Here is a 16,077-nt window from a genome sequence, read left to right on the forward strand (position 1 = left end):
TGCCGGTCAGGATGCGTGCGCTCGCAACGCCAGTTGCACCGGCGCTGGCCGTGCCTGGGCGCCGCCGGCCAGCCAGGCGGTCCAGCCCAGGCGCGCACCCAGCCCCAGGCCAGCGGGCTGGCGCGTGCCGAGATGGAGCGCGAGCCGCACATCGAGCGGTTGCGGCACATAGGCGCGCACCAGCGCCGCGACCAGCGCGTGGTCGCGCCCGCCAGGCAGCAGGGCCCGCAGGCGCTCGGCCCCGGGCACCTGCACATCAAGCCGGATGCCGGCGGCCTGGTCCCAGGTGCGCCGCCCCAGCACCGCACCGCCGCCGAGCGTGATACCGCCGGCTGCGCCGCCTCCGCCGAGCCGCACGGCATCGCTGGCGTCAACCGGCAGCCAGCCGCCGAGACACTGCGTCCCGCTCACGCGCAGGCCGAGACGGTCCCCCAGCATGGCCAGCAACCCCGCCATCGAACGCGGCGCCGCGCCCAGCAGCCCGGCATGGCGCAGCCACGGCGCCGCGCCGGCGGGTGCATTGGCAGTGGAGGGCCCGCGCTGCAAGCCGAGGTTGCTGAGCGCATCCAGGCACGCCGCCAGCGTGCCGCCGGCCGGGCGCTGGCCGCCCAGTGCGGGCGAGTGCTTGCGCCGGCCGCGATACAGGAAGGACAGGAAGCGGTGATTGAAGCTGTCGAGCAGGTCGCCCATCGCGGGGTCGCGCGCGGCGCGGCGCTCAAGCAGCATCTCGGTGTACGCGAGCGGCAGCGGCCCGCCTGCCCCCGCCAGCGCCATCACGGGCGTCGTCAGCGTGAACGGGCGCCCGCCCCGGCCAACGCCGTCGGTGGACGCGTGCACCGCGCCGATATCGCGCGGCTGGAAGGCCAGCGAGACCAGCCCGCGCAGGCGCACCGCCTCCCCGGCGCCGTTGCCGCGGCCGACCGGCTGCGCTCCCGGCACCGCGCGTTCGATCAGGCTGATGGCCTGGAACAGGTCGAAGCCGGCCGGGTTGGCCGCCAGGCGGTCGATCAAAGCAGCTGCTGGCTGCCCGTCATCGCGGGCCATTGCTTCCATATCTCGTCTCCGCGGCGCACGACCAGCCGCACGAAGGAATTGACTGAGGCATACAGCGCAAGGAAGCGCGCCAGCACCGCCCCCAGCAGCAGCGGCGAACCGCCGACAAAGGCATCGGGATCGAACTCGATCGAGACCTCGGTGCCGCGGCAGTAGCCGCGCCAGGCCTCGGTGCCCACGTGCGCGGCCGCGCCGCGCGCGCGCACGCTGCGGATGCCCCGCACCTGGTCCTGCTGGCGGTGGCCGTCGCCCACGAACAGGCGCAGCATCTGCTGCACCTCATGGCGCCCGGTGCCACCGCCGGCCAGGGTGCCGTGGTGCAGCGTCAGCAGCGAGATCAGCGGCCACAAGGTCTCGCTGCCCATGGGCGGATTGCGCTGCACGGTCGGCTCATAGAGGCAGCGCACCTGCGCGTACTGCGACACATCCTCCAGCACCATGCGCGCGCCCACCGGCACCTGCTCCGCGAGCCGGCGATTGGTGCACAGCACGTTGGCGTACACCACGGGTGCCGCCGGCAGGCGCTGCACGTTGCCCGCATCGACGAAGCTGAGGTACATATCGGTGCCGGACAGGTTGGCCCGCAGCGTCGGCTCACGGCGCGCGTGCCAGAACAGCTCGCCTTCGGCCGGGTCGTCGGTGGCCGCCGCAAACGGCGGCACCGCCAGCGAGCGGTCGCTGGCCGGATCCGACAGCACCACCGACCGGATCGAATGGATCTCGGTCATCGCCTCGCGGCGCTGGTCCGCCACCAGCCGGTACTCATAGTGCCGGTGGTCGATCATGATGGGTTCGCTGGTCTGCGAGAACAGGTTGATCGCCGGCACGCAGCCAAGCCGGAACATGCCGGCATGCAGCCGGCCCAGCCCGGGCGCGCTGCGCTGCAGGCGCAGCACCACGTCACAGCTGCGGCCCTTGCCGAGCCGGCCGGCAGGCAGGTCCAGGTCGAAGAAGTGAAACTTGCGCGCGAAGGCGAAGTACTCCTGCATCAGCCCGTAGGCCGGCTGCGCATGCGGCGGCTGCGGCAGCACGTTCTCGCCGGGGCCGTAGCCGGCCTCGCGCCACGCGCTGGCGGGCAGCCACGCCGGCGGGCCATCGGGCGGCTCCACGCTGACGCCGGCCACGCCGGTGACCAGCAGTTCGTACAACGGCACGGTCACCATCCAGTCGCCGTGCAGATGGATGCGCAGCGTGCCGAGCTCAAGCTCGGAGAAATCGACGCCCTCGGCGCATTCAAGCGTCAGCCGCAGGCCGTTGTCGTCGGTCATGCGCGCGTCCGTGACGGCCAGCGGCCACAGCGTCGTGTCCCATGCCGTGCGGAAGCGGCACATCTCGCCGCCCTCGGTGCGCGCATGCAGGCCAGTGTGGCGCGGCACGGCGTAGCCGGCGGTCACCTTGCCCTGGGCCGCGTCGAGATCGAACTGCACCACCGTCATCGACGGCACCGGCTGCACCAGCGACGGGCACACGTTCTCCAGCAACGCCGCGGCAACTTGCGGGAACACCTGGTCCAGGTCGCGATGCACGCGCGCCGCCAGGAAGGCGGTGGCCTCGATCAGGCGCTCGGTATGCGGGTCGAGCGATTCGGTGCCATGCAGCGCAATGCGCGCGGCCACGTTGGGATAGCGCTCGGCAAATGCGGCGCCTTCCGTGCGCAGGTAGGCAAGCTCGCGCTTGTAGTACGGCAGGATGCCGCCGTCGCCGGCACCGTCTGCGACGCCCTCAGCCATGATGGCCCCAGCGCGGGTCGGCGGGCTGGCCTGCCGCGGCGAGCTCGAACGCCACGCGCACCGGCGCGGCGCCCAGCGGCAACTCGCCGTCGATCATCAGGACCGGGCGCGGGGTGTCGCGATCGGCAAAGCGTACGCGCGCCTGGCGCAGGCGCGGCTCGAACATCGCGATCGCGTGCGCAACCAGCGCCGCAATCGCGTCGCAGTCCGGCACCGACTGGAACGAGCGGAAGGAGAAGTCCGGCACACCGTAGTCGAGCACGGTCCCGTCCGACTCCAGGAACTGCGCCGCCGTCAGCCGCGAGCGCGTATTGAGCAGCCGGGCAAGCTCGCGCGCCACCGACTGGCGCAGCGGCTCGCCCTGGAGCAACTGCGCCGAGGGGGCGTTCGCACCCGCCGACAGCCGCTCGAACAGCGGCATCGGCGACCCGGTGACGATGACGGACATGTGCGGCCCCGCTTACGCCGCCTTCTTCTGCGGCTCTGGCGGCGCGGACACTGCGCAGGCCATGTTCTCCACCAGGTCCCAGCCGAACGCCGCCGTGCCTTCCTTCTGCGCATCGCCCTTCTGTTGCGTGAAGAATGCGGTGATGCGGGTGTAGTCGAGCGTGAACGTGTCAGAGGAATCGCCCATGCCGCCAGCGGTCTGGATAGACTCGACGATCGCGTCGCTCAGCGTGTAGGTCATCTCCGAGCGGAACGCACCATCTTCGGTTCGCCCGATCTCGAGTTTCACATCGCCCAGCGACTTGCCGGCGGCGCACGCGGCGTACAGACCGGGCGTGGCCTGGTCGGTCTTCTTTGACATCGTCATGCTATGGAACTGCGCCTTGCCCGAGGTGCGCTTCGAGTTGGCCGGGTCATTGGTCACGGCCATCGCCACGCCGTGCGAGAACGAATAGATCTGGATGCGCTCGGCGGCGCGGCCAGTCTGCTGCTTGTTGCTGCCCTTGATCTCGGGGATGTCGAGAATGATGGTGTCCATGGTGTCTGTGCTCTCTCAGTTCCGTTATGTCCGGCGATGCCGGGATGCGAGCCTGCCGGTCTACGCTGCCGCCGCCGGCAGGTCTGCAACCAGGCGGATCGATGCGGTCAGTTCTTCCATCTGGAAGTGCGGCTTCAGGAAACACGTGGCACGGTAGGCGCCGGGCTTGCCCGGAACCTCGGTCACGTCGACGCGCGCGGCGCTCAGCGGAAAGCGCGACTTGGCCTCCGGCGTCGCCGAGGGATTGAGCAGCACGTAGTCCGCGATCCAGTTGTTCAGGTAGCGCTCCACATCCCCGCGCGTCTGGAAGCTGCCAACCTTGTCGCGCATGATCACCTTCAGGTAGTGCGCAAAGCGCGAAGCCGCCAGCACGTACGGCAGACGGGCAGACAACTGCGCGTTGGCGTTGGCCTGGTCCTTGTTGTAGACCTTGGGCTTGTTTGCTGTCTGGCTGCCAAAGAAGGTGGCGCTGTTCGAGCCCTTGGAATTGACGATGGCGATAAAGCCCAGGTCGTTGAGCTCCTTCTCGCGGCGATCGGTGATGGTGACTTCGGTCGGGCACTTGAGCGCGACGTCGCCTTCATCCGTCTTGTAGGTATGCGCGACCAGGCCGTCGACCTTGCCGCCGCCTTCCACGCCGCGGATGGCGGTCGACCAGTTGTACTTGGCGTGCGCGTCGGTGATGCGCAGGCCCAGCAGGTAGGCCGAGTTGGCCCACAGATACTTGCTGTGGTCGGTGCCGTCGACGTCTTCTTCAAAATTGAAGCTCTCGACCGGATTGGTCCTGGCGCCGTAAGGCAGGCGTGCCGCGTAGGACGGCAGCACCAGCGACACATAGCGCGAATCCTCGGTTTCGCGGAAGCCGCGCCACTGCGCCAGCTCCGCGCTCTCGAAGATCTTGGCCAGGTCGCGCGTCACGCCCAGCTCAGTGAACGCGCGCAGGTCGAACAGGCTCGGCGCCGCGCTGGTGATGAACGGAGCATGGGCGGCGGCTGCCACCTTCGAGATCCGCTCAAGCAGCGCCACGTCCTGCGGATGGCGGCCGAAGCTGTAGTCGCCGATCAGCAGCGTGTAGGGATGGCCGCCGAAGGTGCCGTACTCTTCCTCGTAGATCTTCTTGAACAGCACGCTCATGTCGTGGTCGACGGCGGTTTCAAGATCCTTCAGCAACTCGGCCTTGGTCACGTTGAGCAGGCGCAGCTTCAGGCTGGTGCCGGTCTCGGTGCCGTAGACCATGTCGTGCAGGCCGGTCCACGCGCCTTCCAGCGCCTGGAACGCGGGGTCGTGCATGATCGCGTTGAGCTGGTCGCTCAGCAGCCGGTCGATCTCGGCCACGCGCTCGTTGATGGTTGCCACCAGGCTCTTGTCCGGGCTGGTGCGCATGCCCTCGTCAAGGATCTGCGAGGCCAGCTGGCCGATCAGCTTCCTGGCATAGCCGCTCTGCGACGGCTCCACTGCCATATTGCCTTCCTGCACGATACGGTCGAGCAGCGTCAGTTCACGCTCGGCTGCGGCCGTGGTGCTCCCCTTTGATTCGGCGCTCGCGTTGTCCGCGGCGGAGTTCTTAGCCATCTGGTTCACCCTTTGTGAATTCGTTGCGTCCTGCGGGCTTCAATGCCCGCGCCCCGCCGCCGCGTCATGCCGGCGTGGCGTCTCCTGTTTCCGGCTGTGCCGCCGCCGTGCCGGCGTCGGCCTCGCTGCGCACCAGCTTGAGCTCATCGGCGTTGTTGACAATGCGATCGAGCAGCACGTCGAGTTCGTCGTTGCCATCGAGCTTGCCGAGCAGGTCGCGCAGTTGCTGGCGTGCTTCCAGCAGCTTGGCCAGGCGCGGCACCTGCGCCACCAGGCTTTCCGGGTGGAAGTCGCTGAACTTGTCGAAGCGCAGCTCGACCTTGAGATTGGCGTCGCCCTTCATGGTGTCGGGCACGGACAGCTCCAGGCGCGGCGCGATCTTGCCCATGATCCCGTCGAAGTTGTCGCGGTCGATCTCGATGAAGCGCCGTTCCTTGAGCTTGGGCGGCGGCACCGCCGGTTGCCCGGACAGGTCCGCCAGCAGGCCAACCACCATGGGCAGCTCGCGCTTCTCGACCGCGTCACCGACCTCTACGTCATATGAAATCTGGACCCGAGGCGGGCGATTCCGCCCTACCCACTTCTGCAGACTATTGGACATGGAACTCTCCGGAAGGACTCGAATGTGTCCGGTCAAATCATCGGTTTCGCACGGCTGCCCGTGCTGAAGGCAAAACCAGTCCCCCGGGCCGGCGCAACCGGTCCGAAAAAGGTCGAAGCGCATCGCGCCGCAGGGCCGGCATGGCGGCTGCGGAAGGCGGATACCCTCGCTGGCAAACCCACTTTTTGTTACCCGTTCCTACCTGGCGCAGAGCGCCGGCAGCAGGCTGCACGCGCTCGACCCCGCTAGTGGCTCCGCGCTGGCCGGCTCGCGCATGGCGTGCTGCGGCACGACGAAGGCACCTTGTCTTTGCGCGCCGTTCCATCGTTGACCCTTGCTGTGTTTCTAGTTGCGGCGCGCAAATTCAAGCGGAATTTAAGGTGACGGTGAGGTCGGGCACAATCCCTGAGAATTGGTATTTTGATGAGGAGGGCTGCCGCCCGAGGTTGCGCCGCGTGGCATCGCAAACCTGCCTGGATGGCCCCCAGCCTCATTCGGGGAGATGGCTTGCCCCAACGCGCGGCAGCCGCCTCTGCCTGATTTCAGGTATAGGAAAAACCGCCTGATTGGGCTTTACTTCTACCCAAGGCCCAGCCGCATGCCACGTCAATGCCGTGGCATGCGCCGCTTCCAAGGGTCAAACCAGAACGAGAAAGGGGTCAGCCATGTCAATCGCATACGACAGTTGCCGTATTGCACCACTGCGGGTCCGATGGTGAAATCAGCGCTGCTGATCATCTGAACCGCACCCGACCGGGCATGCAGCTCGCACCCCTGGTCGCACCAGCCCCCATGCCTTCCTCCATGCCAACGAACGCGACGCTCTCCGATAGCCGCCGAAACGTCATGCGTGGCCAACTGCTGCTGGTCGGGCACGAGAGCCCGATGCTGACGCGCCTTTGCGGGATCCTCACCGTGCTCGACTACGCGGCGGGCGCGCTCTCGTTCGCGGGCACCATCGCGCAGGCCTGCACGCTGGTGGAGCAGGGTCCGTTCGACATGGCGCTGGTCGACACCAGCCTGCCCGATGGCGGTGGCATCGAGCTGATCCGATGCCTGCGCGAGCGTGCCCCGGACCTGCCCATCGTCGTGATTGCATCGCCGGGCACCGACACGGAAATCGTCGGCGCGCTGATCGCCGGCGCCACCGGCTACCTGCTCAGGGAACGCGACGACATCGAGCTGACGGTGTGCCTGCGGGGCGCACTGCGCGGCGGCACGCCGATCGATCCGTCCATTGCCAAGCGGCTACTCACGACATTGGTGCCCAAGGCCGCGCCCGCCGAGAGCAGGCTTCCACCGACGGGAAGCGCAAAGCCGCTGCTCAGCGCACGCGAGACCGAGATCCTCGTCTTCATCAACAAAGGGTCGACCAACCGCGAGATCGCCGACGCACTATCGCTGTCGCGGCTGACCATCGAGTCGCACGTCAAGAACATCTATAAGAAGCTGGCGGTCAAGACGCGCACGCAGGCGATCTTTGAAGCGCGTGCATATGGGGTGCTGAACTGAAGCGCGCCCCCTTGCCCTAGCGCTCGTCGGCCTTCTTCTTGCCGAGCGGCGCCAGCACGTGGTCCTCGTGAGGCCGGGCCTGTGCGATCAGGCTGGAGGTCAGCTTCTGCCCGCGCGTGGAATTCCCCCGGAATCGGCCGGCTGGCCTGGGCCAGTAGGGACGGGGTGTAGTTGCCGACGAAATCGTCCGGTGGGCGGGCAGCGGCCTCGTCGGCCGCGCTACGGGCAGAACATACCACGCGTTCGTCCAGGGCAAGGCAGGTCCGGCAGCCTGCTTGGCGTGCGCAGGAATTTTAGGTATAAAGTACCTGATTACGCGCCTTCCCTCGCTGCGCAGGCGACCCAGACACGCTCCTCCAGGAGTGAGACGATGCAGACCGCCGCCCCCCGGTCACCCCCCGAACTACCGTCATCCCCAGCGAGTGATGACAACTGCGCGCCGCAAGGAATGCTGGCGAACTACCCCTCATTCCGCTCCGAGGATGTGAAGGAGGCCCAGGGCAAGATCGCTTCAGTATTTTGCCCGCATGAACTGCGAGTGGTCGGCGCACTGCAGCAATTGCACGTCCAGCACAATCTGGTACGACTGCATGAGACCGCAATCAACTTCCTTGCCTATGGCGCCCATGTAGAGATCGACCCTGGCTGCCTAAAGCACTTCTATCTCGCCCAGATCCCGGTTGCGGGCCATGCCGAAATCAAGTGTGGCTCGCAGGAGATACTTTCCGACGTCCGCACCGCCAGCCTGCTGAGTCCAGACACCCCAACCCGAATGCACTGGCACGAGGATTGTGCGCAAGTCTTGCTCTGGATTCAGAAGGAAGCAATCGAGCAACGTTTCGCATTGCTGACCGGGCGCGATCCCAGCGGGCCCCTTTCATTCGATCCGGCGTTGCCCCAGCACGCTGGACTTTCGAGTCCATGGAGCCAGTCCGTACTCGACCTTACCAGGAATATCGACCAGCACGGCACCCACTGGCTCCAGTTTCCGGCCGCGGTGGCGTCGATGGAGGACTACCTGCTGCGGACGCTGCTGCTGCTTCAACCGCACACCCACACCTATCTCCTTGCGCGCAGCGCCGAGCCCGCCAGGCCACGTCATATGCAGCGGGTGATAGATTATGTCCGCGCGAATGCCCACACACCGCTGACCGTCGCCGACCTGGCGCAAGTCGCGTGCGTGAGCATCCGGGCGCTGGAAGAAGGCTTTCGCCGCCATCTCAATACGACGCCGTTAGCCTATCTGCGGGATGCCAGACTGGACTGCGTCCGACAAGCGTTGATTGCTGCCGCCGGAGCGGAGCAGGCCTCCATCACGGATATTGCATATCGCTTTGGCTTTACGCATCTCGGCCGGTTTGCGGCCTACTACAAGAAGCGCTTCGGTGTTTCTCCGTCGACGACCCTGCGCAGGGGTGCAGCGGAGCGCCATGTCGGCGATGCCGGGCGTTGAAAATCAGCGGGCTCTCCAGACCTCGCAATACCCCTGCGGCCTCGACCCATTTCACTGCCTTGTAGTCGTTGATACAACAACGCCAGCCCGCGCTCGCGGGTGAACGGATACTTGCACGCCCGGTCATCCGGCAAGGCTGCCGCCCCACCATTTCCTGATTCCACCGCCTCCTTTTCCGGGTCCGCCAGCGACGGCTCGTTATCTGGATATTGGCCGGCGGATTGTGGATAGCAGCGTCATCACCGCTACACCAAACTACGTTGCACATGGCTACATGCGAGCCAATACAACAAGTGGAGACGGACATGCAAGGAATCGAAGGCAAGACGGCGATTGTCACCGGGGGCGCGACGATGATTGGCGAGGCCGTGGTATCGGCCCTGATCTCGGCCGGCGCCAACGTCGTTGTCGTCGACATCGACCAGCAAGGGGGCCGCAATGTTGCCGAGCGGCATCCGGAGCGCTGCCGCTATGTGGCCGTTGACGTGACCAGCGATGCCGACATCGCAGCCTGTATCGCCGACACCATGGAGACCTTCCGTGGCATCGACCTGCTCGTCAACTGCGCCTGCACCTACGTGGATAACGGTGCCGATTCCACACGCGAGCAGTGGCTGGAGTCCTACAACGTCAATGTCGTCGGCGCGGCGATGATGCTGAAGGCGTGCGTGCCGGCGATGAAAAAGCGCGGCGGCGGAGCGGTCGTCAACTTTGCCTCGATCTCCGCGGGAGTGGCGCAGTCGGGGCGCTGGCTGTACCCGATTACCAAGGCAGCGATGCAGCAATTCACACGTAGCGCCGCATTGGATCTTGCCCCGGACAACATTCGAGTCAACTCCGTCTCGCCGGGCTGGACGTGGTCCTCCGTCATCAGCGCGCTGAGCGGTGGCGACAAGGCGAAAGCCGACGGTATCGCCGCAGAATTCCACCCACTCGGCCGGCTCGGCAAGCCAGAAGAAGTCGCGCAAGTGGTTCGCTTCCTCCTGTCAGATGCTTCCGCCTTTGTTACCGGCGCCGACTATGCATGTGACGGCGGATACGGCGCCCTCGGCCCCGAGGGTCGGCAAGCAGCCATCAACCGGCTGACGGCATAAGCCGGCCGGTGATTCCGGGCGACCTCGGTTCGGCCGGCACGAAGTGAATTGCACACAAGACAATGCCACAGGAGAGACACATGATCCCCCATTCCATCGACAAGATCACGCCGCGCAAGATTGCAATTGTTGGCGCGGGTCAGGCAGGACTATTGCTCGGCTGCGGCCTGCTGGATCAAGGCTATGAGGTCACGCTGGTGACAAACCGCACCGCTGACGAGGTATGGAGCGGCAAAGTGATGTCGTCCCAGTGCATCTTCGACCAAGCACTCCAGATCGAGCGCGATTTCCGCATGAATCAATGGGAAAGGCAGTGCCCCACGGTGGACGGCATCGGCCTGACCATCCCTACCGACGACGGCAAGGGCGAAGTTGCCATCCACTGGCGCGCCCGCCTGAATGCCTACGCCCAGTCTGTCGATCAACGTGTAAAGATGCCAGGCTGGATGGCGGAGTTCGAAAGCCGTGGCGGCATTCTGCGTATCGAAAATGTCGAGATTCCCCAGCTTGAAGGCTTGGCCGAATCTCATGATCTTGTTCTCCTGGCCGGTGGCAAGGGGGAGATCGTCAATCTGCTGACACGCAATGATGCGCGCTCGCCTGTTCGTCATCCCCAACGCCAGTTGGCACTGGCTTACGTGACGGGCATGCAGCGCAGTGGTCCGTTTGAGTGCGTCAACTTTAATCTGATTCCCGGCATCGGCGAGTACTTTGTCTTCCCGGCGCTCACCACCCAGGGCAGTAGCGAAACCCAAGCCTGCGACATCATGGTCTTCGAAGCCATTCCCGGCGGCCCGATGGACCGCTGGGCAGACGTCAAGTCCGCCGACCAGCATCTGGATACCTGCCTGGGCATCCTGCGCGACTACCTGCCGTGGGAAAGCGAGCGCTGTGCCAATGTACGACTCACCGATGCCAATGGGATCCTGAGCGGACGCGTCACCCCGACCGTGCGCAACCCTACCCTTTCCCTGCCTTCCGGCCGGCTTGTAATGGGGCTCGGCGACGCGGTCATGGTCAACGACCCGATCACCGGCCAGGGCTCGAACAACGCCACCAAGGGCGCCCTGCACTATTTCGAGGCCATCCTGCGCCATGGGGACAAGCCCTTCGATAAGGCATGGATGCAGCAGACCTTCGACGGCCTTTACGAAGGCTATGCCGAACCGGTCATCCGTTGGACCAATTCCCTGCTTTTCCCGCCGCCAGACCACATCGTCAAACTGCTGGCCACAGCGCAGCACGCGCCACGCATCGCCCAGCGCATCGCCAACGGATTCAACGATCCGCGCGACTATGGCAGCTACTGGTTCAACGAGGAAGCCACCGAGGCCTGGATCGCTGAAGCGTCGCAGTCCAAGGCCGCCTGAGGCAAAAAAAGCCACCCATACGAAAGCAAGCAGCCTGCTCACCGTGAGACGGTTGAGCAGGCGACAGGAGACAGCCATGACCGACGCTCGCGAATTTCGGAATGCCCTCGGCCGCTTTGCCACGGGCGTAACCATCGTCACAACGCGCACCCCCGACGGAGAACCCTGGGGCGTGACCGTGAATAGTTTCAGCTCGGTATCGCTGGAGCCTCGCCTGGTGCTGTGGAGCCTCGCCAAGAAGTCCTACAGTCTCGAGGCATTCCAGAAGACCGGGAGTTTCGTGATCCACGTCCTGGCAGCCGACCAGGAACATGTCTCCAACCGCTTCGCACGCGGCGCGGAAGGCAAGTTTTCCGGCGTCCCCTGCACGGATGGCATCGATGGCTCGCCTGTCCTGTCAGGTTGCGCAGCGGTATTCCAATGCCGCAACACGCATCAGTATGACGGCGGCGATCACATCATCTTCCTGGGCGAGGTCCGGCACTTTGACACATCGGATCGGGAATCCCTGCTTTTCTACAAGGGCAACTACGCGCGTACCGCCAACGCTCTTACGGAGCTGTCAGAGCTGATCCGCACCGAATACGTCGCCGCGACCTGATTCCGGTACCGCACACGGCAATCCGTCTAAAGGAAGCTGGCCAACGCCGCGACCGAACGCATTTGCCCGTCTCTCTATCCTTGCCCCCGGGATAATCCAATGAGTACGTATGACGCCGTCATTGTCGGCAGTGGTATCAATTCGCTCGTCTGCGCTGCCGTCCTGGCCAGACGCGGCAAGCGTGTCTGCGTGCTGGAACGCAATAGCACGCTGGGCGGATGCATTCGCACAGAGGCCCTGAATGCACCGGGCTATCTCCACGACACGTTGTCCACGGCACATCCGCTCTTTGTCACGTCGCCAGGCTACGCGGAGCTGAAGGATGAACTTCATCAGGCAGGGCTCAGCTACCGCAATAACGGTACGCCCACTGGCGTACTGTTGCCCGATAACCGTTCGCTGATTCTGAGCACGTCCCGTGAGCGCAATGTCAGCACATTCAATACGCTGGCAAGCGGCGACGGTGATGCCTTTCAGTCTGCCATGCAAGAGGTCGAGCAAAACGCCGGCCTGGTGTTCTCGCTGCTTGGCAACGAACTTTGGAGTGCCGGTGTTGCAAAGACCGTGGCCGGCCGCCTGTGGAAACAAGGCGTGCATGACACCGTCGCCTTCTTTTCCCCTGCCCTGATGAGTTGCCGCAGTTGGCTGGAGACCCGGGTCAAATCCGACTTGGTCCAGGCGCTGCTCGCGCCTTGGGTACTGCATACAGGCCTTGGCCCGGAAAGCGCCATGTCTGCATTGATGGGAAAAGTCGTCGCCTTCACGCTGGAGGCGGTTGGCCTGCCTATCGTCCAAGGCGGCAATGCCCGTACTGTCGACGCCTTTCGCAGAGTCATCGAGAGCCGGGGTGGTGCTTTCCACGTTAATGCCGACGTCGAGGACATCCTGGTCGAGGGCGGCTCGGCGCGCGGCGTAAGGACGCGGGACAACCGCGTTTTCATGGGCAAGGAGATCATCTGCAACGTCACGCCCGGCCAGCTTTACGGAAAGCTGCTGGCCGCTGAGCACGTTCCCCCTGGCCTACGTCAGCAGGCAGCCGAGTACCGCTACGGCAAGGGGAACATGCAGATCCATTTGGCGCTGTCCGCCCCTCCGGACTGGCCCCAAGAACATCTGCGCGATGTCATCTACCTGCACCTTACCTCGGGTCTGGACGGTGTCTCCAGGGCAGTCAGCGAAGCAGAGCGAGGCCTGCTTCCAGCCGAAGGCACGATTTGCGTTGCCCAGCCTTGCGCTGTTGACCCTTCCAGAAGCCCGGCCGGAGGCTGGGTGCTCTGGATTCAGGTTCCGGAGTGTCCGCGTCAAGTCAAAGGCGATGCGCTTGGAGAGATCGCCGTTCCCGCGGATGGTCGCTGGACCGCCGAGCTCCGTGAGCGCTACGCCGACCGGATTATCGACCGCATTGCTCGCCAGGTTCCAAATCTCAAGGCGAGCGTCGTCGGGCGTACGGTCCTGTCCCCGGCGGATCTTGAGTCGATGAACGTCAACCTCGTCGGCGGCGATCCCTATTCCGGCGAATGCAGCATCGACCAGTTCATGTTCTGGCGTCCGGTCCCTGGCGTCAAGGATCACGCTACCCCGGTTAAACATCTGCACCACATCGGCGCCTCGACCCATCCAGGACCCGGTCTTGGCGGTACCTCCGGTTACCACGTCGCAAATGCGCTCGCAAAGAAACGGGCGAAATCAAACTCATAAGTGAAGCAACACAGGAGACAACAACCATGAGCAACAGCCTCGCCCACTTTGCAGCAGAACTGCTGTCCGGCCGCATCCGCGTGGTGGATCTGACGCAGACCTTGAGTTCTGAATTTCCGACCATCTCGCTGCCTCCGGAGATGGGCCAGACCTGGCCCTTCCGGCAAGAAACAATCTCGCGCTACGACGATCGCGGACCGAACTGGTACTGGAATAACTTCTCCTGCGGCGAACATACCGGGACCCACTTCGACGCACCAGTCCATTGGATCTCTGGTAAGGACTTGCCGGACAATACGACCGACACCATCCCTGCCGAAAAATTCTTCGCCACCGCCTGCGTCATCGACTGCTCGAGCGAGGGCGAGGAAGACCCGGACTACTTGCTCACTGTCGACGCCGTCAAAGCCTGGGAAGCACGGCATGGCCGCATCCCTCCGCGCTCCTGGGTCCTGATGCGCACCGACTGGTCCAAGCGCAATAGTCCCGAGGCGTACCTGAATGCGCGTGACGACGGCATGCACACACCTGGCCCTGACCTGGGCGTGGTCCAGTGGATGATTGAAGAGCGCGATGTCCATGGATTTGGCGTCGAAGCGATTGGCACCGACGCGGGCCAGTCCTATGGCTGGGAGTTGCCGTTCCCGTGCCATTACCTCATGCATGGCAACAACCGCTACGGTCTGCAATGCCTGACCAATCTCGACCAACTCCCGCCGCAGGGTGCATTGATTGTCGCCGCCCCGCTGAAGATCAAGGACGGTTCCGGCAGCCCGCTTCGTGTCCTGGCTCTTATTCCCGGTTGATATTCCGCTAACCGCCCATCACCACATAAGGAGGAGAACGAAGTGAAGAAACGAGCAATCTCGGCCATGCTGGTGGTCACCGCTTTCTGACGGAATGGGCCCGCGAAGCCCTGTGCTGTGCTTTTGTAGCCATGCGAGGAGACGGCGCTGATTTTTCGCCTCGGTGCGAACGGCAACGTGGCCTGCCGGTCAACGGCGTGCCGCGCCGTTGCAGATATGCTCCAATAGCAAAAGCCCTGCCCTCGAAAGCCAGCCCGTGAGGCTGACTCCTGTATGAATTTGCGGCGGAGCGGAAGAGGTGAAGCATGGCCCTTATTAGCCGCCAGCTGTTCTCGGCCAGCCCGCAAATTCGGGTGCGAGATGTAACGCTTTCCGCACACGAAGACTTCCAAACCCAGCGAGCCAAGCTTGCCGGCATCATGCTGGACGCAATGTACCAGTTCGTCGGCCTGCTGGACGTCGATGGCAAGATGCTCGAGATCAATCGCGCAGCGCTCGAGGGAATCGGCATTCAAATGGATGACATTCGCGGAATGCCATTCTGGGAGGCCAGATGGTGGGTCATCTCTCCGGAGACCCAGCGCGCCTTGCAACAGCTGATCCGGCGCGCAAGCCAAGGCGAGTTCGTCCGCGGTGACTTCGAGGTATACGGCCAAAAGATGGGCGAGGAGACGATCATTGTCGACTTCTCGCTATTACCGATTAGAGATTCGGATGGCAAGGTGGTGTTCCTGCTGCCTGAAGGGCGCAACATCACGGAAAAGAAGCGCGCCGAAGCAGCGCTTGCGCGAAAAAACGAGGAGCTTCAAGCCAGCTGGGATCTCATCTGCCGTCAGCGCGATGAACTTCAGAGTCTTTACGATCGACTCATGGTCGAGCAGACGCTTTCGGAGCGGCTGCTTTTGAATCTGCTGCCCTCTCCGATAGCTGAAAGACTAAAAGCACGTCCGGAAATCGTAGCCAACAGCATTCCTGAAGTCATAGCCGACAGCTTCCCGGAAGTGACGGTCTTGTTTGCGGACATCGTGGCATTCACGCGTTTCTCGGTGGGCATGAGCGCCGAGCGCCTGGTCGCAGTGCTCAATGAGATCTTCACCGAATTCGACACCATCGCGGATCGCCGCGGACTTGAGAAGATCAAGACAATCGGGGACGCTTACATGGCTGCAGCCGGGCTACCGGAACCGGTTTCTGACCATGCTGTCCGAGCTGCCGACATGGCACTGGACATGATAGACGCGCTCAGGCTGTTCAATCGACGCACCGGCTATAACCTTCGGATGCGAATTGGCATCAATAGTGGATCGGTCGTGGCCGGCGTTATCGGTAAGCGCAAGTTCATTTACGACTTATGGGGCGATGCCGTCAACACTGCAAGTCGGATGGAGTCCCATAGTCTGGCTGGACGGATTCAGGTTACCGACGCAACTCGCAATCGATTGGGAGAATCCTTTCAGTTCGAAGAGCGCGGCATCATCGTGGCAAAGGGGGTCGGTGCAGTGCATACCTGGTTCCTGACTGGCCGCCGGGAGGCGCTATAGCGATAGTTAATTACATCAACTCCTTCAGCCCCGGAGGTGTCAGGAATTCTGTGTGCTGAGG

At 64.0% G+C, this 16,077-nt stretch carries 14 protein-coding genes; 8 read left to right on the forward strand and 6 right to left on the reverse strand.

What is annotated here, in order from left to right:
- Nucleotides 1-6 precede the first annotated feature (6 nt).
- The 6 genes from tssG to tssB all read right to left on the reverse strand — a co-directional run bounded on the left by tssG (nucleotide 7) and on the right by tssB (nucleotide 5,941).
- A complete protein-coding gene (tssG, locus tag CF68_RS32765; protein WP_035827250.1) occupies nucleotides 7-1,053 on the reverse strand; it encodes a type VI secretion system baseplate subunit TssG in 1,047 nt (348 codons plus the stop codon).
- Nucleotides 1,008-2,783, reverse strand: coding sequence for a type VI secretion system baseplate subunit TssF (gene tssF / locus CF68_RS32770; RefSeq protein ID WP_051591801.1), 1,776 nt, complete (start codon nucleotides 2,781-2,783; stop codon nucleotides 1,008-1,010). The genes tssG and tssF overlap by 46 nt, the downstream gene beginning before the upstream one ends.
- Complete coding sequence (gene tssE, locus CF68_RS32775; protein WP_035827252.1) at nucleotides 2,776-3,231, reverse strand: type VI secretion system baseplate subunit TssE; 456 nt, start codon at nucleotides 3,229-3,231, stop codon at nucleotides 2,776-2,778. The genes tssF and tssE overlap by 8 nt, the downstream gene beginning before the upstream one ends.
- A gap of 12 nt (nucleotides 3,232-3,243) precedes the next feature.
- On the reverse strand, nucleotides 3,244-3,768 hold the full coding sequence (locus CF68_RS32780; protein WP_035827257.1) for a type VI secretion system tube protein Hcp: 525 nt from the start codon (nucleotides 3,766-3,768) through the stop codon (nucleotides 3,244-3,246).
- 60 nt (nucleotides 3,769-3,828) lie between these two features.
- Entirely contained in the window at nucleotides 3,829-5,340 is a 1,512-nt protein-coding gene (tssC, locus tag CF68_RS32785; protein WP_035827289.1) for a type VI secretion system contractile sheath large subunit, read from the reverse strand.
- Nucleotides 5,341-5,404: 64 nt separating this feature from the next.
- A complete protein-coding gene (gene tssB / locus CF68_RS32790) occupies nucleotides 5,405-5,941 on the reverse strand; it encodes a type VI secretion system contractile sheath small subunit (protein WP_035827259.1) in 537 nt (178 codons plus the stop codon).
- An 846-nt stretch (nucleotides 5,942-6,787) separates the two neighbouring features.
- On the opposite strand from tssB, the gene CF68_RS32795 reads away from it, so the two are divergent.
- The 8 genes from CF68_RS32795 (at nucleotide 6,788) to CF68_RS32830 (ending at nucleotide 16,016) form a co-directional block, all read left to right on the forward strand.
- Entirely contained in the window at nucleotides 6,788-7,453 is a 666-nt protein-coding gene (locus CF68_RS32795; RefSeq protein WP_235205967.1) for a response regulator transcription factor, read from the forward strand.
- A gap of 370 nt (nucleotides 7,454-7,823) precedes the next feature.
- Nucleotides 7,824-8,906 (forward strand): AraC family transcriptional regulator, encoded by a 1,083-nt coding sequence (locus CF68_RS32800; RefSeq protein WP_035827261.1) that lies wholly within the window; start codon nucleotides 7,824-7,826, stop codon nucleotides 8,904-8,906.
- Between the two features lie 305 nt (nucleotides 8,907-9,211).
- A complete protein-coding gene (locus CF68_RS32805; RefSeq protein WP_035827262.1) occupies nucleotides 9,212-10,000 on the forward strand; it encodes an SDR family oxidoreductase in 789 nt (262 codons plus the stop codon).
- A gap of 80 nt (nucleotides 10,001-10,080) precedes the next feature.
- Nucleotides 10,081-11,370 carry a styrene monooxygenase/indole monooxygenase family protein gene (locus CF68_RS32810; RefSeq protein ID WP_035827265.1) on the forward strand — a complete coding sequence of 430 codons (1,290 nt, stop codon included), beginning with the start codon at nucleotides 10,081-10,083 and terminating at the stop codon, nucleotides 11,368-11,370.
- A 76-nt stretch (nucleotides 11,371-11,446) separates the two neighbouring features.
- The gene (locus CF68_RS32815; protein ID WP_013953987.1) at nucleotides 11,447-11,971 is read left to right on the forward strand and encodes a flavin reductase family protein; all 525 of its coding nucleotides are present in this window, start codon (nucleotides 11,447-11,449) and stop codon (nucleotides 11,969-11,971) included.
- 99 nt (nucleotides 11,972-12,070) lie between these two features.
- The gene (locus CF68_RS32820) at nucleotides 12,071-13,669 is read left to right on the forward strand and encodes an NAD(P)/FAD-dependent oxidoreductase (RefSeq protein ID WP_035827267.1); all 1,599 of its coding nucleotides are present in this window, start codon (nucleotides 12,071-12,073) and stop codon (nucleotides 13,667-13,669) included.
- A gap of 26 nt (nucleotides 13,670-13,695) precedes the next feature.
- Nucleotides 13,696-14,475: a cyclase family protein gene (locus tag CF68_RS32825; protein WP_035827270.1), complete on the forward strand. Its 780-nt coding sequence runs from the start codon at nucleotides 13,696-13,698 to the stop codon at nucleotides 14,473-14,475.
- 305 nt (nucleotides 14,476-14,780) lie between these two features.
- A complete protein-coding gene (locus CF68_RS32830; protein WP_035827271.1) occupies nucleotides 14,781-16,016 on the forward strand; it encodes an adenylate/guanylate cyclase domain-containing protein in 1,236 nt (411 codons plus the stop codon).
- Nucleotides 16,017-16,077: the final 61 nt, after the last annotated feature.

It is taken from the genome of Cupriavidus sp. SK-4 (assembly GCF_000611125.1).
Taxonomy (GTDB): domain Bacteria; phylum Pseudomonadota; class Gammaproteobacteria; order Burkholderiales; family Burkholderiaceae; genus Cupriavidus; species Cupriavidus necator.